The sequence below is a fragment of the Streptomyces sp. NPDC015127 genome (assembly GCF_043080095.1).
GTDB lineage: Bacteria > Actinomycetota > Actinomycetes > Streptomycetales > Streptomycetaceae > Streptomyces.
This window is the reverse complement of record NZ_JBIBVE010000002.1, coordinates 310,285-329,446: the sequence shown is the minus strand read 5'-3', so window position 1 is coordinate 329,446 and position 19,162 is coordinate 310,285. Positions and strand designations below refer to the sequence as shown.

The 19,162-nt window shown below is 71.0% G+C and carries 18 protein-coding genes; 13 read left to right on the top strand and 5 right to left on the bottom strand.

Going from position 1 to position 19,162, the window contains the following annotated elements; translation table 11 throughout:
* The first annotated feature begins 20 nt into the window (after positions 1-20).
* Positions 21-1,061 (top strand): LacI family DNA-binding transcriptional regulator, encoded by a 1,041-nt coding sequence (locus ACF08N_RS04755; protein ID WP_392323142.1) that lies wholly within the window; start codon positions 21-23, stop codon positions 1,059-1,061.
* A gap of 103 nt (positions 1,062-1,164) precedes the next feature.
* Complete coding sequence (locus ACF08N_RS04750) at positions 1,165-2,253, top strand: aldose epimerase family protein (protein ID WP_392323141.1); 1,089 nt, start codon at positions 1,165-1,167, stop codon at positions 2,251-2,253.
* 17 nt (positions 2,254-2,270) lie between these two features.
* On the opposite strand, the gene ACF08N_RS04745 is transcribed toward ACF08N_RS04750, so the two are convergent.
* Entirely contained in the window at positions 2,271-3,377 is a 1,107-nt protein-coding gene (locus tag ACF08N_RS04745) for a saccharopine dehydrogenase family protein (RefSeq protein WP_392323140.1), read from the bottom strand.
* Between the two features lie 100 nt (positions 3,378-3,477).
* Between ACF08N_RS04745 and ACF08N_RS04740 the strand changes: the two genes are divergently transcribed.
* Complete coding sequence (locus tag ACF08N_RS04740; protein WP_392323139.1) at positions 3,478-4,425, top strand: GlxA family transcriptional regulator; 948 nt, start codon at positions 3,478-3,480, stop codon at positions 4,423-4,425.
* A gap of 18 nt (positions 4,426-4,443) precedes the next feature.
* Here ACF08N_RS04740 and ACF08N_RS04735 read toward each other — a convergent pair whose 3' ends face one another.
* Positions 4,444-5,052, bottom strand: coding sequence for a GNAT family N-acetyltransferase (locus ACF08N_RS04735; RefSeq protein WP_392323138.1), 609 nt, complete (start codon positions 5,050-5,052; stop codon positions 4,444-4,446).
* A gap of 256 nt (positions 5,053-5,308) precedes the next feature.
* Positions 5,309-6,016, bottom strand: a complete 708-nt coding sequence (locus ACF08N_RS04730; RefSeq protein WP_392323137.1) for a DUF2470 domain-containing protein — start codon at positions 6,014-6,016, stop codon at positions 5,309-5,311.
* A 149-nt stretch (positions 6,017-6,165) separates the two neighbouring features.
* Here ACF08N_RS04730 and bfr point away from each other — a divergent pair, with 149 nt between their 5' ends.
* The 5 genes from bfr to ACF08N_RS04705 all read left to right on the top strand — a co-directional run bounded on the left by bfr (position 6,166) and on the right by ACF08N_RS04705 (position 11,719).
* On the top strand, positions 6,166-6,639 hold the full coding sequence (gene bfr, locus ACF08N_RS04725) for a bacterioferritin (RefSeq protein ID WP_392323136.1): 474 nt from the start codon (positions 6,166-6,168) through the stop codon (positions 6,637-6,639).
* 150 nt (positions 6,640-6,789) lie between these two features.
* Positions 6,790-7,839, top strand: a complete 1,050-nt coding sequence (locus ACF08N_RS04720; protein WP_392323135.1) for an iron ABC transporter substrate-binding protein — start codon at positions 6,790-6,792, stop codon at positions 7,837-7,839.
* Positions 7,840-7,868: 29 nt separating this feature from the next.
* The gene (locus tag ACF08N_RS04715) at positions 7,869-9,404 is read left to right on the top strand and encodes an ABC transporter permease (protein WP_392323134.1); all 1,536 of its coding nucleotides are present in this window, start codon (positions 7,869-7,871) and stop codon (positions 9,402-9,404) included.
* Position 9,405: 1 nt separating this feature from the next.
* On the top strand, positions 9,406-10,458 hold the full coding sequence (locus ACF08N_RS04710; RefSeq protein ID WP_392323133.1) for an ABC transporter ATP-binding protein: 1,053 nt from the start codon (positions 9,406-9,408) through the stop codon (positions 10,456-10,458).
* 184 nt (positions 10,459-10,642) lie between these two features.
* Positions 10,643-11,719: a lactonase family protein gene (locus ACF08N_RS04705; RefSeq protein WP_392323132.1), complete on the top strand. Its 1,077-nt coding sequence runs from the start codon at positions 10,643-10,645 to the stop codon at positions 11,717-11,719.
* Between the two features lie 81 nt (positions 11,720-11,800).
* Here the strand turns inward: ACF08N_RS04705 and ACF08N_RS04700 are convergent, their stop codons facing one another.
* The gene (locus ACF08N_RS04700; RefSeq protein WP_392323131.1) at positions 11,801-12,010 is read right to left on the bottom strand and encodes a hypothetical protein; all 210 of its coding nucleotides are present in this window, start codon (positions 12,008-12,010) and stop codon (positions 11,801-11,803) included.
* Positions 12,011-12,230: 220 nt separating this feature from the next.
* Here ACF08N_RS04700 and ACF08N_RS04695 point away from each other — a divergent pair, with 220 nt between their 5' ends.
* The 5 genes from ACF08N_RS04695 (at position 12,231) to ACF08N_RS04675 (ending at position 18,595) form a co-directional block, all read left to right on the top strand.
* On the top strand, positions 12,231-12,920 hold the full coding sequence (locus ACF08N_RS04695; RefSeq protein ID WP_392323130.1) for a class I SAM-dependent methyltransferase: 690 nt from the start codon (positions 12,231-12,233) through the stop codon (positions 12,918-12,920).
* Between the two features lie 189 nt (positions 12,921-13,109).
* A complete protein-coding gene (locus ACF08N_RS04690; protein WP_392323129.1) occupies positions 13,110-14,036 on the top strand; it encodes an SDR family oxidoreductase in 927 nt (308 codons plus the stop codon).
* 717 nt (positions 14,037-14,753) lie between these two features.
* The gene (locus ACF08N_RS04685; protein WP_392323128.1) at positions 14,754-16,331 is read left to right on the top strand and encodes a carbohydrate-binding protein; all 1,578 of its coding nucleotides are present in this window, start codon (positions 14,754-14,756) and stop codon (positions 16,329-16,331) included.
* Between the two features lie 123 nt (positions 16,332-16,454).
* Positions 16,455-17,192 carry a response regulator transcription factor gene (locus ACF08N_RS04680; RefSeq protein WP_392323127.1) on the top strand — a complete coding sequence of 246 codons (738 nt, stop codon included), beginning with the start codon at positions 16,455-16,457 and terminating at the stop codon, positions 17,190-17,192.
* A complete protein-coding gene (locus ACF08N_RS04675; protein ID WP_392323126.1) occupies positions 17,189-18,595 on the top strand; it encodes a sensor histidine kinase in 1,407 nt (468 codons plus the stop codon). Before ACF08N_RS04680 ends, ACF08N_RS04675 begins: the two co-directional genes overlap by 4 nt.
* Here the strand turns inward: ACF08N_RS04675 and ACF08N_RS04670 are convergent.
* The gene (locus ACF08N_RS04670) at positions 18,558-19,109 is read right to left on the bottom strand and encodes an SgcJ/EcaC family oxidoreductase (protein WP_392323125.1); all 552 of its coding nucleotides are present in this window, start codon (positions 19,107-19,109) and stop codon (positions 18,558-18,560) included. The genes ACF08N_RS04675 and ACF08N_RS04670 overlap by 38 nt on opposite strands.
* Positions 19,110-19,162: the final 53 nt, after the last annotated feature.

Here is a 19,162-nt window from a genome sequence, read left to right as displayed (position 1 = left end):
AACCGAGTCGGAGGAGTGCCGTGGGCGTCAGCCTCAAGGACGTCGCGCAGCGGGCGGGCGTGTCGATCAAAACCGTGTCGAACGTCGTGAACAACTACCCTCACGTCACCCCGCAGATGCGCGCCAAGGTGCAACAGGCCATCGACGAGCTCGGTTACCGTCCCAATCTCACCGCACGCCATCTGCGCAAGGGGCGCACGGGCATCATCGCCTTCGCGGTACCCGAGCTGGGCAACCCCTACTTCGCCGAGCTGGCCGGTGCCGTCATCGACGCCGCGGCCGTGCACGACTACACCGTCCTGGTCGACCACACGGGCGGTCTTCGGGAGCGGGAGCTGCTGGTCAGCCAGGAGTTCCGTTCCCACGTCATCGACGGCCTGATCCTCAGCCCCATCCACCTGGAGAATGCGGACCTGCTCGCCCGGCAGGAGACCTCCCCGCTGGTGCTGCTCGGCGAGCGGGAGTACGAGGCGCCCTACGACCAGATCGCCATCGACAACGTGGCCGCCGCCCGCACGGCGGTACGCCATCTGCTGGACCTCGGCCGCCGCCGGATCGCCTTCCTCGGCTCCCGTACGAGCCGCGAGCGCCGGCCCGCCCACCTGCGGTTGCGCGGCTGGCGGGAGGAGCTCACCGCGGCCGGTCTCGAGCCGGAAGACCGCCTTGTCGTCGCCACGGACGGCTACGGCCGTGCCGACGGCGCCGCGGCCATGGCCGAGCTGCTGGAGCGCGGAGAACGTCCCGACGCCGTGTTCGCCTACAACGACCTGATCGCCCTGGGAGCCATGCGCACGCTCACCGAGCGCGGCCTCGCGGTCCCCGACGACGTCGCCATGGTCGGCTTCGACGACATCGAGGAGAGCCGCTACGGCGCCGTCACGCTGACGACCATCTCCCCCGACAAGTCGGCCATCGCCCGCCTGGCCGTCGACCGGCTCGTCGAACGGCTCACCGGTGGACCGGTGTCGGAGCCGCGGAGGATCAGGCCCGGATACCGGCTCGTCGTCAGGGAGTCGACCCGCACCGGGCGGACCTCCGCACAGCGGTACGCCGACGGCTGAGCCACGACGGGCGTCCGACCCCGTCCGGCCGACCCGTGCCCTGTTCCCTGTGACCGACCGACCGCCCACTGACTCGCTCACTCGCTCGCCAAGAGGACTGATCATGACCCGACCCACCGTGCACCACCGCCCGTTCGGCACGGCCCCGAGCGGAGAGGACGTCGGCCTCTGGCGACTGGAGTCCCCCTCCGGGGTGCATGCCGAGATCCTCACCTACGGAGGCATCCTCCACGCCCTCGGCGTGCCCGATACCGCGGGTGAAACGGCCTCTGTCGTCCTGTCGCTGGCCTCCGTCGACCAGTACGCCGAGAAGGGCCCCTACTTCGGTGCCCTCATCGGCCGCTATGCCAACCGCATCGCCCACGGCCGCTTCACCCTCGACGGAACGACGTACCGGATCCCCGTCACCGACCGCGGCCACGCCCTGCACGGCGGACCGGAAGGGTTCCACACCAAGGTGTGGCACGCCACTCCCCTGGTGGAGGGGGACAGCGCCGCGGTACGGCTGGCACTGCACAGCCCGGACGGCGACATGGGATTCCCCGGTGCACTCGACATCACCGTCACCTACACGCTCGACGCCTGCGGCACGCTGTCGGTCGAGTACTCGACCGAGACGGACCGCCCCACCGTCGTCAACACCACCAACCACGCCTACTTCAATCTGGGCGGCAGCGACGACATCACCGGGCACACCCTTCAGGTCGACGCCACCGCCTACCTCCCCGTGGACACGGACGGTATCCCGCACGGCCCCGCTGCCGCAGTGGCCGGTACCCCCTTCGACCTGACGTCACCCCGACGTCTCGGGGATCAACTCCTGGCGGCGGACGACCAGATCCGCCGGGCCGCGGGCTACGACCACTGCTGGGCCCTGGCCGCCGGTGACACCCCCCTGCGGCGGGCGGCCCGGCTCACGGCTCCGGCCGGCACCCGGGTCATGGAGGTGTGGACCACGGAACCCGGCATCCAGGTCTACACCGCCAACCAACTCGACGGCACCCTCACGGACGTCAACGGCCGCGCGCACGGCCGACACAGTGGGATCTGCCTGGAGACGCAGCACTTCCCCGACACACCCAACCGCCCGGACTACCCCGACGCCGTGCTGCGCCCCGGAACAACGGGGCACAGCCGCACCGAATTCCGCTTCCCCCACCTTGCGAGCACCTCGAACCCACGGGAGTCGTGAAACTCGGAACCGGCGCCTCAGCCGGCCGGGGGTCGCGTCGTCGGTGACGCCGGTCCCGGCGCCGCACCACCGGGCACAACACCGCCGGACTCGACCTCGCCCAGTTCGAACGACAGATGCGGCGACAGCGAGCGCAGGAAATCCGGCGCGTCGAAGATCTCTCCCGCCGGGGCGACCCCGGCCCCCTTGACCTGCCCGTCCAGGATCCGGATCACCGCTTCGACGGCGAGGGGGGCACTGATGGCGTAGATGTCCTGGCCGCCGGCCACGGCACGGCGCTGCTCGGCGCCGGAGCGGACGACGACGTCGACGAGAAACGTCTGGGCGGAGCGCCCCCGCTCGTCGACCGGCACCGGCGGCGTGGCATCGGGAGCCAGTACGTCCCTGACCGCCTCGACGGTCATGTAGGTCTGGAGCGTTGGGGTATTCAAGTGACGCGGGACGGTCACACTGTCCGCGGTGGTGAACTCGCCCAGCACGGCCCGCTCGCCGACCGGCGCCGGGAAGGACCAACGGCCGGTGGGTGCTTGGTCGGTACGCAGCTCCATACGGCCGTCCGCGAAGACCAGGCGCTGGTTGTCGCGGCGTCGCCGGGAGACCTGGGTTGCCTTCCGGGTGCCCGCCGTGGGATGCCAACTGCTCAGCGCATAGGCGAGGAACACCTCGTCGGCCTGCGACCACGCGCCCATCGCCGCGGTGGCCAGCAGGTCGCCCAAACCGCCGTAGAACGCCATCGCGGGCACGACGACGGTCCCGGCGTCACGGGCCCGCTCGTCGAAGTGCGCGAAGGTGTCGGCCACCGCTTCCACCTCCGCCGCGACATCGACGTAGGCGATCCGCGCCCGCAGCGCCGCCTCGATCACCGGCCCGGTCGTCGCGGCGAAGGGACCGGCACAGTTGATCACGGCTGCTGCGCCGGCCAGTGCACGATCGAGCGAGTCCGCATCGTCCACCGACGCCACCCGCATCTCCAGGCCGGGGAACGACGCCCCGAGCGAACGGAGCCTGTCGGTGTCACGCCCGGAAAGGACCGGGGTCAGCCCCCGCTCCAGCAACTCTGCCACCACGAAGCGCCCGGTGTGCCCGTAGGCGCCGAAGACCGCCACCGTCTGAGCCGATTCCATCGGATCCCCTGTCCTCGCGAATGATCCACGGGAGCCATCGTGCTCGTGCCGGCCTCCGGCCGTGAGTGGCGGCAATGCCATCGCCCGTACACTTTCGGACATGAGGACTGTCGCGCTGGCCGTCACGGCGGGCGTTCCGCACTTCGAACTGGCCGCGGCCTGCGATGTGTTCGGCGTCGACCGCTCCGACCTCGTCGATCCCTGGTACGACTTCACCGTCTGCGGCCCGGCGACCGTGCCGGTCGGCGACCGTTTCCGCCTCGAACCCGACCACGGACTCGACCACCTCGCGCACGCCCATACGGTGATCGTCCCCGCGTGCGCCGACCCCGAGGAGGCCCCGCCCGCCGAGCTGGTCGACGCCGTACGCGCCGCACACGAAGCCGGCGCGCGGGTGGCTTCCCTGTGCACGGGCGCGTTCGTGCTGGCCGCCGCCGGGCTGCTGGACGGGCAACGCGCCACCACCCACTGGGCGCATGCCGCGGCGCTGGCCGCCGCGTACCCCCGCGTGCGGGTCGACCCGGACGTCCTCTACGTCGACAACGGCCGTGTCCTCACCTCCGCCGGCAAGGCCGCCGCCATGGACCTGTGCCTTCACCTGATCCGCCTCGACCACGGCTCGGCCGTTGCCAACCAGGTCGCCCGCCGCCTGGTCGTCCCGCCCCACCGGGCGGGCGGCCAGGCCCAGTTCGTCGCCACCCCGTTGCCCGAACCCCGGGACCACCCCCTCGCCGCCCTGCTGTCCTGGGCCATGCAGCGCCTCGACCAGCCGCTCACCGTGGAGCAACTGGCGGGCCAGGCGAACATGAGCTCACGCAACCTGGCCCGCCACTTCACGGCCGTCACCGGCACCACGCCCCTGCGCTGGCTGCTCACCCAGCGCATCCACCGGGCCCAGGAACTCCTCGAAACCACCGACGACACCGTCGATGCGATCGCCGCGGCCACGGGCATGGGCACCGCCACGACCTTGCGCCGCCACTTCAAGAGCAGTGTGGGCGTGCCTCCGGACGCCTACCGGCGTACCTTCCGCAGGCGCTCGCCCTGACGGCGTCGGGCCGTTGTGTCACGCGGCGGCCGAGCGGCGCGGCTCGCGCCACATCGCCCACAGCACCGGTCCGCCCTCCGGCAGCCGCAGCTCCTCACGCACCGTGAAGCCGAAGTGCTCGTAGAAGGGGAGGTTGGACGGCTTGGAGGACTCCAGACAGGCCGGCAGCCCCGCCGCATCGGCCTTGGCCAGCCCCGAGCGCAGCAGGGCGGCCCCCTGCCCCTGGCCCTGGGCGGCCGGGTCGGCGCCGATCAGCGCCAGGTACCAGTGCGGTTCCTGGGGTGTGTGCCGGGAGGCGGTCTCGACGGTGTCCCTGAACAGCCCGGCCCGGTCGCCCAGGATGTTCTGGAGCTCCTGAACGGTTTCGGCGTCGGGGACAGCCTTGGCCTGCGCCTCCGGCGGCACCCAGAAGGCCGCCGCCGCCTCGGTGCGCTCGCACACGGCGTGGTGGAGGTACTGCCGGGTGAAGATCGTGGTGAAGTAGCGGCCCAGCGCTGCCTCGCGCGAGGCGTCGTCGGGGAAGAACCAGCGCATCATCGGATCGTCGTCGAAGGCACGGGCCAGCGTGCGGCTGATCACAGGAGCGTCGTGGACCGTTGTCGTCCTCGGCATGTTGGTTGTCGACATACAGGTCATTCTGCACGCGGTGATCATTCGTGGCGCAGGGGGGTCGCGGTCCGATCACGGGCCAACGAGGCGGTGTGGCACGGTGGTTCAGGTGAGAGACCGCGAGATGTGTCCGCGGCGGCCGCGGGGACGCGCGGCTACGTGGTGCAGCAGGCCATGCCCGTGATGGTGGGCCGTCACGTACGCCTGAGGGGCCCGTCCACGTCGAGGAACAGCAGTGGTCGGCTCACGAGTCCCCCAGGTTGCGCACTGTCGGCTACGCCCCTGGAAGCGTAGCGGCGGCGAGCAACGTGCGGACACGGTCGCCCGCCTCCGCCGCGTCGCTCAGCGGAGTGGGAAACGGCAGGCGCACGTCGTGATACGCGTCGGCGCGTTCACATCGCAGTGTGATCCCGTACCGGTCCATGGACAGGGGCAGCACGCGCAGGACGCCGCGCATCAGCCGGGGGTCCACCAGGCGGGTGAGCAGGGCGACTTCGTCGCTGTGCACGTCGACGAGGTGGGTGAGCATGTCGGCCTCGTGCACCGCCAGGGGGTCCGCCTCTGCGAGGGTGAGTTCGTCGAGTCCGACGGTGACCGCTCCCGTCGCGGTCACCAGCTCGGCATGCGCAAAGTCCAGACGTACGTCCGTGCCCGGCGTCCCGGAGACCGGTCCGGTGGGTGCCAGCCATCCGGAGAGCGTCACACGCGCACGCACCCGCTCGCGCACGGCGGTGGGTGCGATGTCGGTGAACTTCAACAGGGCGGCAACGATCCCGCGGGGCGCCAGGGCGACTTCGGCCGCCAGCGCACACTCGTCCGGCACGCGCAGACACAACCGCCCCCGCTCGTCCAGGCTGTGCAGCCCGGCCAGCTCGCACGCGTGCCGGTCGGTGACCACTGTCAGGGATCCCGCGGCGGCCACCACGCTGCGAACGCGTTCCCCGTTGGTCGGCCGAGCCGTACAGATGTCCGCAGCACCCACACCGAGCCCCCTTTCAAGTTAGCTTAGGCTTACCTAAGTTACCTTACGGGTCCCCGGCCGAGGAAGGCCGACCTTCCTGGAACTGATCAGTACCGGGTGAAAGGATGTGGGTATCCGCCCCTCCGTGCGCGCGGAAGGAGCCCAGGACCATGAAGGGCGATTCCGAGGTTCTCGAGTTTCTGAACGAGCAGTTGACCGCCGAACTGACTGCGATCAATCAGTACTTCCTCCATTCGAAGATGCAGGACAGCTTCGGCTGGCCGAAGCTCGCCGCGCATACGCGTCACGAGTCCTTCGAGGAGATGAATCACGCGGAGGCGCTGACCGACCGGATCCTCATCCTGGACGGCCTGCCGAACTACCAACGCCTCTTCCACGTCACCGTCGGCCAGACGGTCACCGAGATGTTCCAGGCCGACCGGGAGATCGAGGTCGGGGCCATCGACCGCCTCAAGCGTGGCATCGAGGTCATGCGGACGAAGAGCGACATCACATCCGCCAACCTCTTCGAGTCGATCCTCGCCGACGAAGAGCAGCACATCGATTATCTCGACACCCAGCTGGAGCTGATCGACAAGCTCGGCGAAGCGCTCTACATCGCACAGGTCATCGAACAGCCGTAGAGCACACCGCGCCGCCCCTCACCCACGGACACCTCTCACTCGGATGCAGCGCGTCACGGGCACGCCCCGAGATGTCATGAATTATGTTGACTCAGGAGAGGTAAGGCTTTCCTAATAAGGCCCGTGGGCCTGTGGGACAGGAGTGAGAGCGTGCGTACAGCTCACGGGAGACGCGTCGCCGCGCTGGCCGTCGGCGGCCTGCTGGTGCTCGGTGTCGCTGCATGCGGCGAGGACGGGGACGAGCAGCCGTCCTCCGGCCCCGAGAAGAAGATCACCATCTACAGCGGGCGGAGCGAGTCCCTCGTCGAGCCGGTACTGGACGACTTCCGCAAGGCCAGCGGCATCACCACCGAGGTCCGGTACGGCGACACCGCCGCGATGGCCGCTCAGCTCCAGGAGGAGGGCGGCCGCAGCCCGGCCGACGTGTTCCTCGCGCAGGACGCCGGGGCTCTGGGAGCCGTGGCCAAGCGGGGCCTGTTCGCCGAGCTGCCCGACGCGGTGCTGGACAAGGTGCCGGACGCCTACCGGGACGACGACGGGGAGTGGGTCGGGGTGACCGGCTGTTCGCGCACGATGGTCTACAACGCGGACCAGGTACCCGCGGCGGAGCTGCCGAAGTCCGTCTTCGATCTGACCCGACCGGAATGGAAGGGCAAGATCGGCATCGCACCGACCAACGGCTCCTTCCAGGCGTTCGTCACCGCCATGCGCGTGGAGCACGGCGAGCAGCGGACCAAGGACTTCCTGGCGGGACTCAAGGCCAACGGCGCTCAGATCAGGGAAGGGAACGGCCCCATCGTCGCCGATGTCGACCGAGGCCGGATCGCCGCCGGACTGGTCAATCACTACTACGTGTACGAGCTGGCCAAGGAGGAGGGCACTCCCGTCACCGCGCTCAAGGCGAAGAACCACTTCTTCCCGGGCGGAGACATCGGTGCGCTGGTCAATGTCTCGGGAGTCGGCGTGCTGAAGAAGGCGGGCGACGATCCGGACGCGCGCGCGTTCCTCGACTATCTGCTGGGCACCGCGGCCCAGAACTACTTCGCCCGGGAGACGTTCGAGTACCCGCTGACGGCCGGTGTGGACAGCGCCCCGGGGCTGCCCGAGCTGTCCGCGCTGAAGACACCGGACATCGACCTCAACGACCTGGACGATCTGGAGACCACGGTCGAAATGATCAAGGATTCGGGGTTGGCCTGAGTACGCTGCCGTCCCTCGCCCCTCCCTGGGTGCGGCGGCTGGTGCCGCGCCCGGCGCTGGCGGCCGCCGCGGCGCTCGGGGTCGGCGTCGCGCTGATCCCGCTGGCCTATCTGGGTGTACGCGTCGCCGACGCGGGGTGGGCGCGGATCACCGAGGAACTCCTCTCCGGTCGGACCGCCGCGCTTGCCGCCCGGAGCGTGGCGTTGGCCGGGTTGGTCACCGCGGCGTGCACGGTGCTCGGTGTGACGACGGCGCTCCTTGTCACGCGCACCGATCTGCCGGCGCGGCGGCTGTTCGGCGTACTCGCCGCGCTGCCGCTCGCCGTACCCAGCTATGTGGCGGGCTTCGCCTGGGTCTCCACCTTCGTCCGCTTCGAGGGCTTCTGGGCGGCCGCCCTTGTGCTCACCCTGTGCTCGTACCCGTACGTCCACCTCCCCGTCGCGGCCGCGTTGACCGGTGTGGACGCCGCGCAGGAGGAGGTGGCACGGTCGCTCGGGCGCGGTCCGCTGCGTACGTTCCTCGGCGTGACGATGCGTCAGGTCAGGCCCGCGGTGGCGGCGGGCGCGCTGCTCGTCGCGCTGTACGTGCTCTCCGACTTCGGGGCCGTGTCCATCCTGCGTGTGGAGGTCTTCACCCGGGCGATCTTCACCGCGATCAACCTCGGCTTCGACCGCACCGGCGCGCTCGTGCTCGCCACCGTCCTCGTCGCGCTGACCCTGCTGATCGTCATCGCCGAGCAGCTGACCCGGCGCCGCGGGGCCCGTTACGCCCGCCTCGGTGGCGGAGCCGGCCGGCCACCGGTGCGGTGGCGACTGGGGAGCACGCGGTGGCCGGCCGTGCTCGGGCTGACCTGTGTGGCGGCGCTGTCCCTCGGAGTTCCCATGGCGAGCCTGGTGCGGTGGTTCGGCGAGGGAGTGTCGCGGCCCGGTTCGGTGGCCGAAGTCGCCACCGCGGCGGGAAACTCGCTGTCGGTCGCCCTCGCAGGCGCGGGCCTCACCATGCTGCTCGCCCTGCCGCTCGGGCTGCTGTCCGCCCGCGCACCAGGCCCGGTCACCGTCGCCCTGGACCGCCTCGCCTACGTGTCCCACGCGCTGCCCGGCCTGGTCATCGGGTTGTCGCTGGTCTTCTTCGGGATCAACGTGGCCTACCCGCTCTATCAGAGCGTGTGGCTCCTCGCGCTGTCGTACGCGGCGCTCTTCCTCCCCCTTGCGGTGGCCGCCGTCGGGGCCGCCGCCGTACAGGCCCCGCCCGGTCTGGAGGAGGTGGCCCGCTCGCTCGGGCGCCGGCGGACGTACGTCCTGCGCACGGTGACGCTGCCGCTGGCCGCACCCGGCATCGGCGCGGGAGCCGCACTCGTCTTCCTCACCTGCATGAAGGAGCTGCCCGCCACGCTGCTGCTGCGCCCGACCGGCATGGACACGCTCGCCACCGAGCTGTGGACGCAGACGTCGGTCTCCGCGTACGCGGCCGCCGCGCCCTATGCGGCCCTGCTGGTGCTCCTGGCCGCCGTACCCACCTGGTGGCTCTCGACACGCACCGGCGTACCCGTCCGGGGAGGGGGCTGACGTGGCGGACCTGCGCATCACCGGACTGCACAAGTCGTACGGCCCGGTGCGCGCCCTGCGCGGGGTGGACCTCGTCGTCCGCTCGGGTTCGCTGATGGCGGTGCTGGGCCCCTCCGGCTGCGGCAAGACCACACTGCTGCGCTGCATCGCCGGCTTCGAGGCCGTGGATGCCGGGGAGATCCGGCTCGACGACCGCCGGGTCGCTGCCCCCGGTTCCGATCTGCCGCCCGAACGGCGGCGCATCGCGGTGGTCCCGCAGGAAGGCGCCCTCTTCCCGCACCTGTCGGTCCGCGCGAACGTCGCCTACGGTCTCGACCGGTCGGCCCGGCGTTCCGGCCGCGTCGCTGCCGTGCTGGAGCTCGTGGGCCTGACGGGCTTCAGGGACCGGATGCCGTACCACCTCTCCGGCGGCCAGCAGCAACGCGTCGCGGTCGCCCGGGCAGTGGCCCCGCACCCGCCGGTCGTCCTGCTCGACGAGCCGTTCAGCTCGCTCGACGCGGCCCTCCGTACCGAGCTGCGCCGGGACGTGCGCCAGGCCCTGCGCGCCGACGGCGCCACGGCCGTCCTCGTCACCCACGACCAGGCCGAGGCCCTGTCGATCGCCGACGAGATCGCCGTCATGCGGGAGGGCCGCATCGTCCAGAGCGGACCACCGGACCTCGTCTACGGCTCACCCGCCGACCCGTGGGTGGCCGGATTCGTCGGCGAGGCGGTGTGGCTGCCCGCCGCGCTGCACGGCCACGAGGCCCGCACACCGCTCGGCCCAGTGCCCGTCATCCCGGCAGTCGGCGGCCTGCCGCCGTCAGGTCCCGGGCGCGTCCTCCTGCGGCCCGAACAGATCGAGGTCGTCCCCCTCGGCACCGCGAGCACGGTCGCGGCCACCGTCGTACGCCGCGACTTCCAAGGCCATGACGCGCTCCTCGCGTTGCAACTGACGGACGGTACGCCGGTGACGGCTCGCATCTTCGACCCCACCGCGGTCCCGTACACCCTCGGCGACGAGGTCGGCCTGCGCGTCCGCGGTGCGGCCCGCCTCTACCGAGGCGACCGGTGACGGCAGCAGGTCCGGGCTCGCCCGGCGCCCGGCTGTCCGTCTCGGCGCCCTTCACCCGTTCGCTGCACAGGGGCGCTCGATCGGCGGATCGGTGCGCCGTGGGCAGTTGGCGGCGCCGTGACCACAGCGCCCGGCCGATCGTTGGGCCCCGAAGCGGATCAGGCACGGCTGGAGAGGGCATCCCATGGGCGGCAGCGAGCGCAGGAACCCGACGGACGTGAGCGGCGGGCAGTGGGCGTACATCGGCTCGTTCACCTCGGGAGGCGGCCACGGCATCACTGTCGCGGCCGTGGACCCGGCGACCGGAGCGCTGACCCCGCGCACGGCCGTCGACACCGTCGAGAACCCCTCGTGCCTGGCCCTCGCTCCGGACACCGGCGTGCTCTACGCCGTGAGCGACACGACGCCGGGCAGGGCCGCGGCCTTCCTGCCCGGGGCCGGGACTCTCACCGCACTCGGCCCGGCGGTCGAGGTGGGCGGCGCCGGCCCCACCCATCTCAGCGTGGCCGGGCGCCGACTGCTGACCGCCAACTACGCGTCCGGCAGCGTGAGCAGCCTGCCGTTGGCAGCCGACGGCAGCGTGTCCGGACCTCCCGCCGTCCTCGCGCACCACGGTTCGGGCCCCGACACCGACAGGCAGCAAGGACCGCACGCCCACCAGGTGCTGTCCGACCCCAGCGGCGACTGGGTGCTCACTGTGGACCTCGGAACCGATTCGGTACGCGTCTGCGCGCTCGACCCGGCCACCGGTGACCTCCGCACACACGCCGAGACGGTGCTCCGGTCAGGATCGGGACCGCGTCACCTGGCCTTCCACCCCGACGGCGAGGTGGTCTACGTGCTGCACGAGCTGGAGCCGCAGGTGACCGTCTGCCGCTGGGATCCGGCATCCGGGCAGCTGGAGCCGCTCTCCGAGGTCGCGATCGACACCGATGATGCTCCGGAGGACGTACGGGCCTACCCCTCGGTCGTCTCCGTCTCGTCCGACGGGCGCTTCGTCCGGGCCGCGGTCCGCGGCAGCAACACACTCCACACGCTCTCCCTCGCCGACGGAACCGAGAAACCACGGGTCACCAGCAGCGTGTCGTGCGGTGGCAGCTGGCCGCGCGATCTTGTGGCCGACCCCTCGGGACGCAGGCTGTACGTCGCCAACGAATGGTCCGGGGACGTCACCTGGTTCGACGTCGACCCGCGCAGCGGGCAACTGCGCCGCGCAGGCGCGGTGTCGGTGCCGGCCGCCGCCTGCGTGGTCTTCGCCTGACCCCGCAGGCTTGACGCTCCGACCCGGCCGGCCCGCGCTCACATCACACCGCGAGGCGGCCGAGTCGGGAATCCTGTCAGCTCACTGGGCGTTGCAGGGCTCGATCGCGACGAACCGGTCGTAGTGATCGCGGTAGGTTTCCGTGAAGGTCAACGGCGGACAGAGCGCTGCACGCCGGTACATCGTCCGGGCGTCCTCGGGAAGGGTGTAGCCGGCTCGCTCGTAGGCGCGGAGCTTCTCGGCGAATGCTCTGACGTCGGCCCGGTGGCCGGGAAAGCGCAGTTGCTGCACGGTCCGCACATTGTCGTAGGAGCCGACGGTTCACCGGGAAGGGCACGTCCAACCGCGCATGGGCCGATTAGGGCGAGCCTCCACAGGCGGCTGGGCCGGTCGACTCAGCAGAGACGACGACCATGCGAGGCGGCGCGTGGATGCCGCCACCGCCCTCGTCGTGCCGGCTCCGGACCGGGGACAGCCCCCCGGGGAGCAGAGAGCGCTACCGTCCTTGGCCATGACCGAGCCGACCTACCTGCATGCCTCCCGGGTGGCCTACGACACCGTGGCCGTCGACTACGCCAAGCTCGTCCCACCCCTTTTCGAGGGCGACCTCTACGGGCGCGCGATGCTGAGCGTGTTCGCCGACCTCGTACGGGATTCCGACCTCGGGCCCGTCGCCGACATCGGCTGCGGGCCCGGCCATGTGACGGCACATCTGCACTCCCTCGGGGTACGCGCCTTCGGCATCGACCTGTCGCCGAAGATGGTTGCGGTCGCCCGCCGGACGCACCTCGACCTGCAGTTCGAAGAAGGGTCGATGACCGGCCTCGACCTGGCCGACGGCGCCCTCGGCGGCATCGTCGCCTGGTATTCGACCGTCCACACCCCTCCGGAGCAGTTGCCGGTGGTGTTCGCCGAGTTCCACCGGGTGCTGGCCCCGGGCGGCCATCTGCTGATCGGTTTCAAGGCCGGTGACAAGCACCGGCACCTGGAGCACGCGTACGGTCACGACCTCTCGCTCGACGTCTACTGGTTGCCCCCCGACACCGTCGAGGAGCTGGTGAGCCGGACCGGGCTTGTCGTGGACGCCCGGCTGATCCGCGAGCCCACCGAGAGCGAGAAGCCCCGGCAGGGCCGGCAGGCGTACCTCCTGGCCCGGAAGCCGGCGGAGTCGTCGGCAGATCCGGACTCGAGTCCGCGGTGATCGATGACGGCAACACTGTTCCTGTGGAGCCCACGGACCGAACGAGTGGTTCATCCTCGGCGTCCGTGAGACGAGTGAAGAAATAGGACACAAGGTGTCGGGTTTTGGACCGACCATGGTTTCACCGGTCGGCGTCGATGGCGGACGTGGACCGGGCCGTACAGGTGGACAACGACCTCAAGGGGATTCATGTCCGACACATCGACACCGGACCTCCACGGAAAGATCGCGCTGGTCGCGGGCGCCTCGCGGGGCGCCGGGCGCGGCATCGCGGTCCAGCTCGGCGCGGCGGGTGCGACGGTCTACGTCACCGGCCGCACGACTCGGCAACGGCGCTCGGAATACGATCGGCCCGAGACGCTCGAGGAGACCGCGGAACTCGTCACCGCCGCCGGCGGAACCGGCATCGCGGTGCCGACCGACCACCTGGTGCCCGAGCAGGTCCGTGCGCTGGCCGAGCGCATCGATGCCGAGCAGGGGCGGCTCGACGTGTTGGTCAACGATGTCTGGGGCGGCGAGCGGCTGTTCGCGTTCGACACGCCGGTCTGGGAGCACGACCTCGACAACGGACTGCGGCTGCTCCGACTGGGCGTGGAGACACACGCGATCACCAGCCATTTCCTGCTGCCACTGCTGGTGCGGCAACCGGGCGGGCTCGTGGTCGAGATGACCGACGGAACATCCGCGTACAACGGGGAGAACTACAGAAACTCGTACTTCTACGACCTGGTCAAGAACAGCGTGCTGCGCATGGCGTTCGTGCTCGCACACGAGCTGAAACCGCATGGCGGGACGGCGGTGGCGCTCACTCCGGGCTGGCTGCGCTCGGAGATGATGCTCGACGGCTTCGGCGTCACCGAGGACAACTGGCGCGACGCGCTGGCCGAGGTGCCGCACTTCTGCATTTCGGAGAGCCCGTCGTACGTCGGACGAGCGGTCGCGGCGCTGGCCGGTGACGTCGGTGTCGCGCGCTGGAACGGCCAGTCACTGTCCAGCGGGCAACTCGCTCAGGAGTACGGCTTCACCGACCTCGACGGTTCGCGTCCGGACTGCTGGCGCTACTTGGTCGAGGTCGACGACGCCGGCAAGCCGGCGGACGCAACGGGGTATCGGTGACGGCAACCGCTCACGGGCCGCGGCGCTGACGGCTGTCCGCCGTACAACGCCGCGGTCCGGCGCGACCCGCGCGACGGGCGGCGCCCCATCACGGCGGGCGTGCAGCCGTACGTCCGCGCGGTCCGGCGAGCGCGCCCACCAATCGAGCGAGGGCTCATCCTCTCCGACGGGGGCATGACGAGCACCCCGAACTCGGGCACCGCACCGCTCGGTGAACTTCCCACGGCGTTGCGCCGCTTGTACGCCGCGGATCAGTCCGCATCCTCGGCCGGTCCGCTCGTGCCGCGCATCACCGGCTTCGGGTCCAGGATCGCCTCTCGTGCCTTCCTCGAGCGCGAATGCCCGCTGATGAACTCGGGTCCGCCCGGCACGGCCGCCTTACGCGCCGCGAGGGCGCAATGAGAGCGCCGTGAACGGGCGTGCCGCCACGGCAACTCCGCGTCGCGAAAGGCGGTCGGGCCCGGGAGGTGCGCGCCACCAAGCGCGGTCCGGCCCCGCTACTACACGCCGCTAAAAACCTCTGCGACCCGGCAACCCCGCGCCGCTCCGCGGCAACCCTGAGGCGCACGGTGCTGCCGGGCGACGTGTCCGCCTCGGACGCCGTCGGCCCCCACGCCCGGCAGCACGGCACCACGGGCGGCACCGGGGGGACCGACCGCGCCACCGCGCGGTTTCCCGGCCACCCGTCCCGCTCCCCCACCATCCTGGAGACCAACGATGCATCTGAGACCCCTCACGGCCTGCGTCGGCCTGTTAGCCGGCGCGCTCGTCACGCTGGCCGGACACCCGGCGCAGGCAGCGTCCACCCGGTACGAGGCCGAGACATCCCCGGCCATCTGCACCGGCACCGTCGACTCCGACTGGGCCGGCTACTCCGGCGCCGGCTTCTGCAACGGCAACAACGCGGCGGGCGCCTACGCGCAGTTCACGGTGCACGCCCCCGCCTCCGGCACGGCAACCCTGCGGGTCCGGTTCGCCAACGGATCCGGCACCGCGCGGCCGGCCGGTCTGGTGGTCAACGGGGCCACGGGACAGACGCCGTCGTACGAAGCCACGGGCGCCTGGACGACCTGGGTCACCAAGACGCTGACCGTCCCGGTGAACGCGGGCAGCAACACCATCCGCTTCAACCCGACCACGTCCGCCGGCCTGCCCAACATCGACTACGTCGAGGTCGAGACGGGCGGGACCACCACCCCGCCGCCGACGGGCAGCGCGCTGTACGTGGCGCCGAACGGCAGCGACAGCGCTGCCGGAACGGTGTCCGCCCCGACAACGCTCACCTCGGCGATCAGCCGTATCACTCCCGGCGGGACGATCTACCTGCGCGGCGGGACCTACCGCTACTCCCAGACGGTCACCGTCCCGGCGGGCAGGAACGGCACCTCCGGCGACCGTACGGAACTGTTCGCCTACCCGGGCGAGACCCCCGTCCTGAACTTCTCGGCCCAGACCGAGGCCGCGTCGAACCGCGGCCTCGCCGTCAACGCGTCGTACTGGCACGTCAAAGGCATCGTCGTCGAACGCGCAGGCGACAACGGCATCTTCGTCGGCGGCAGCAACAACGTCCTCGAGCGCACGGTGACGCGCTTCAACCGGGACACGGGACTGCAGCTCTCGCGGATGGCCTCCACGACGCCGCGCGACCAGTGGCCGTCCCACAACCTCATCCTCTCCGCGGAGTCGCACGACAACGCCGACTCCGACGGCGAGGACGCCGACGGTTTCGCCGCGAAGCTCACCTCCGGTCCCGGGAACGTCTTCCGCTACGCCGTGGCCCACCACAACATCGACGACGGCTGGGACCTCTACACCAAGACGGACACGGGCCCCATCGGCCCCGTGACCATCGAGGACTCCCTCGCCTACGACAACGGCACCCTCAGCGACGGGTCCCAGGCCGGCAACGGTGACCGCAACGGCTACAAGCTCGGCGGCGAGGACATCGGGGTGAACCACGTCGTCCGGCGCAGTATCGCCTACCGCAACGGCAAGCACGGGTTCACCTACAACAGGAACCCCGGCACGATGTCGGTGTCGAGCAACACCAGCATCGACAACGCGCAGCGCAACTACTCGTTCGACGCCGGTACTTCGGTGTTCCGCAGCAACACCTCGTGCCGCAGCGGCAGCGGGACGAACGACAGGGTCGTCGGTGACGCCGACAGCTCGAACCAGTTCTGGTCCGGCACGAACGGGTCCCGGTGCTCCTCGTACGCCGGTGCCCTGCGCTGGTCCTTCGCTGCGGACGGGCGCCTCGTCGTGACCTTCGGCGGCAATCCGGCAACGCCGTAACTACACCCCTCGGCCCCGGCGGCCCGTCCTGTCCACCGGACGGGCCGGCCGGGGTCGTAGAGCCTCCGACCATTAAGTTCACTACCTTTCAAAATTAGCGCCGGGCTCGCTAGGGTGCGTCACGTGCGCGTACTCCTGGTTGAAGACGATGAGCCGGTCGCCCAGTCGCTGCGGCGCGGGCTGGTCCGCTACGGGTTCGAGGTCGAGTGGGTCGCCACCGGCCGGGCGGCTCTGGCCGCCGACCCCACGTACGACCTGGTGCTGCTCGACCTCGGTCTGCCCGACACGGACGGGCTCGATGTGTGCCGGGCACTGCAGGACCGCGGCGAGGCCGTCCCGGTCATCGTGATCAGCGCCCGCAGCGACGAGACCGACCGGGTCGTAGGACTGGAGATCGGCGCCGACGACTACGTCTCGAAGCCTTTCGGAGTGCGCGAGGTGATCGCCCGGATCAGGGCGGTGATGCGCCGCGTCCAGCCCAGGCCCGCACAGCAGTCGGGCGGGCAATCCACCTCGGTGGAGACGGGCGGCCCGGACCGGTACGGGCCGCGGCTGGCCGTCGACCGCAAGGCCGCCCGTGTGCACGTGGACGGCACAGAGGTGACGCTCACCCCGAAGGAGTACCAGCTGCTGGCCTTCCTCACCGAGGAGCCGGGTGCGCTGATGTCGCGCGAGCAGATCATGGAAGCGGTGTGGGACGCCAACTGGTTCGGGCCCACGAAGACGCTGGACGTGCATGTGGCCGCCCTGCGCCGCAAGCTCGCGGGGGCGATCTCCATCGAGGCGGTGCGCGGGGTCGGCTTCCGGCTGCTCGTCGACGGCAGCGAACCGGGTGACGGCCCGGACGGGATCGCGCCGTGATCCGGCAGCTGATCGTCAGCTACGTGCTGCTGGTCGCCGTCGCCATCGCCGCCTTCACCGTGCCCGTGGCCTTCACCCTCACCGACCAGCTGCGCGGTGACACCGAACTGTCGGTGCGCCGCGAGGCCACGACCATGGCCCTGCTGCTCGCCGACCCGGACCCCGCCTCCCGCGAGGCGCTGGTGGAGATGGCCAAGGCGTACGAGGACGAGACGCCCGGCACCGTCCAGGCCGTCACGGCCGCGGGCACCGCGGTGGGGCCGCTGCCCCTGCCCGTCCGGTCCGGTGAGCCGTACGACGCGGCGCTGACCCGCGCCCTGGAGGACGGGAAGGACTCCGTCGACTGGGGCTCCCCGTTCGTCTGGGGGCGGCACCTGACGATCACCGTTCCGGCGCGTCCCCAGGACGGCTCGCGCGAGGTGGCGGGTGCCGTACGCATCACGTACAGGACCGCCGATCTCACCGACCGGCTGTGGTCCATCTGGGGCTTCCGTGCGATCCTCGCCGTCGCCGTCCTGGGGGTGGCGGCCGGCCTCGGCGCCCTTGCGGCGCGTCGGCTGACCCGGCCGCTGCGTGAGCTCAATGCCATGGCGAGCCGGTTCGGCGACGGAGATCTGACCGCGCGCTCGCCGGTCACCGGACCGCCGGAGACCCAGACGCTGGCCCGTACGCTCAACCAGGGTGCCGAGCGGCTCGACACCCTGGTCGCGGCACAGCGCATCTTCGTCGCCGACGCCTCGCACCAGCTCCGCACGCCGCTGACGGCGCTGCGGCTGTCCCTGGACAACATCGCGGACGGCGTCGACGACGAGTTGGTCCGTGAGGACGTGGAGCAGGCGACCGCCGAGGTGGTGCGGATGAGCCGGCTGGTCAGCGGGCTGCTGGTGCTGGCCCGGGCCGAGGCTAAGGTGTCGGCCGCCGAGCCGCTCCTCCTGCGGGAGACGGTGGAGGACCGGCTCGCGGTGTGGCGGCCGGCCGCCGACGAGCGCCGGGTGGTGATCGGGCTCGCGGGGGAGTTCGACGGCCGGCTGCGGGTGTTGTCCAGCCCCGGCCACCTCGACCAAGTGCTGGACAACGTGCTCTCCAATGCCCTGGAAGTCTCTCCGGACGGCGGCACGATCACCGTCCGCGCCGACGTCCACCCGGATGAGGTGGCGCTGGAGATCCTGGACCAGGGCCCGGGGATGTCACCCGCCGAACAGGCCCGGGCCTTCGACCGGTTCTGGCGCGGCCAGGGGCTGACCGGCAGGTCCGGCTCGGGGCTCGGCCTCGCCATCGTCAAGCAGCTGGTGACGGACGACGGCGGCCGGGTGGCCCTTCGGGACGCACCCGGCGGCGGGCTGTGCGTTCGGATCTTGCTGCGGCTCAGCTCGCGGCCGGCAGCACCGAGGAGTGGTGGTTGACGATGAGCCACTTGCCGCCGCGCTTCTCGTACGCGTACGTGTAGCGGGCCTCGACGGTGCTCTTCTCACCGGTCTTCGAGTCGGTGAGGTGGAACGCGTACACCCCCGCGTCGATGGCCGAGTCGCGGTCGAGGACGCTCACGACCGAGCGGATCTTCTCGCCCTCCGGCTTCTTCAGCAGGAAGTGCTCGAAGTAGTCGACGATCTGCGCGCGGTCGGTACGGATCACGGGTGAGGCGGTGGGGAGCAGCACCGCGTCGGACGCGTAGCGGTCGGCGACCTTCCGCGGGTCGCCGGTTCGGAGCGCGGCGTTCCACTGGTCGAAGAGCGCCGCGATCTCCTGCTTCGTGACCTTGGTGGCCTTGGTGGACTGCGCGGGCGGTGCGCTGTGCCGGGCCTGCGACCCGCTGTGCTCCGGAGTGGCCGCGCTGACGCCGGCGGTGACGGTACCGGCGACGACGAGGGCGGCGGCCGTGGTGGCGAGGGCGGCCCGGACAGGTATCCGACGCTTCATGACACATCCTTCGGTGCGGTGTCCCCCCGCCTTTGCGGGAGTGCCCTCACCTT

Bases quoted from the DNA above. Each gene is read 5' to 3' on its own strand.
- ACF08N_RS04750 (WP_392323141.1), top strand. From the start codon at position 1,165: ATGACCCGACCCACCGTGCACCACCGCCCGTTCGGCACGGCCCCGAGC.
- ACF08N_RS04745 (WP_392323140.1), bottom strand. From the start codon at position 3,377: ATGGAATCGGCTCAGACGGTGGCGGTCTTCGGCGCCTACGGGCACACC.
- ACF08N_RS04740 (WP_392323139.1), top strand. From the start codon at position 3,478: ATGAGGACTGTCGCGCTGGCCGTCACGGCGGGCGTTCCGCACTTCGAA.
- ACF08N_RS04735 (WP_392323138.1), bottom strand. From the start codon at position 5,052: ATGTCGACAACCAACATGCCGAGGACGACAACGGTCCACGACGCTCCT.
- bfr (WP_392323136.1), top strand. From the start codon at position 6,166: ATGAAGGGCGATTCCGAGGTTCTCGAGTTTCTGAACGAGCAGTTGACC.
- ACF08N_RS04705 (WP_392323132.1), top strand. From the start codon at position 10,643: ATGGGCGGCAGCGAGCGCAGGAACCCGACGGACGTGAGCGGCGGGCAG.
- ACF08N_RS04695 (WP_392323130.1), top strand. From the start codon at position 12,231: ATGACCGAGCCGACCTACCTGCATGCCTCCCGGGTGGCCTACGACACC.
- ACF08N_RS04690 (WP_392323129.1), top strand. From the start codon at position 13,110: ATGTCCGACACATCGACACCGGACCTCCACGGAAAGATCGCGCTGGTC.
- ACF08N_RS04685 (WP_392323128.1), top strand. From the start codon at position 14,754: ATGCATCTGAGACCCCTCACGGCCTGCGTCGGCCTGTTAGCCGGCGCG.
- ACF08N_RS04670 (WP_392323125.1), bottom strand. From the start codon at position 19,109: ATGAAGCGTCGGATACCTGTCCGGGCCGCCCTCGCCACCACGGCCGCC.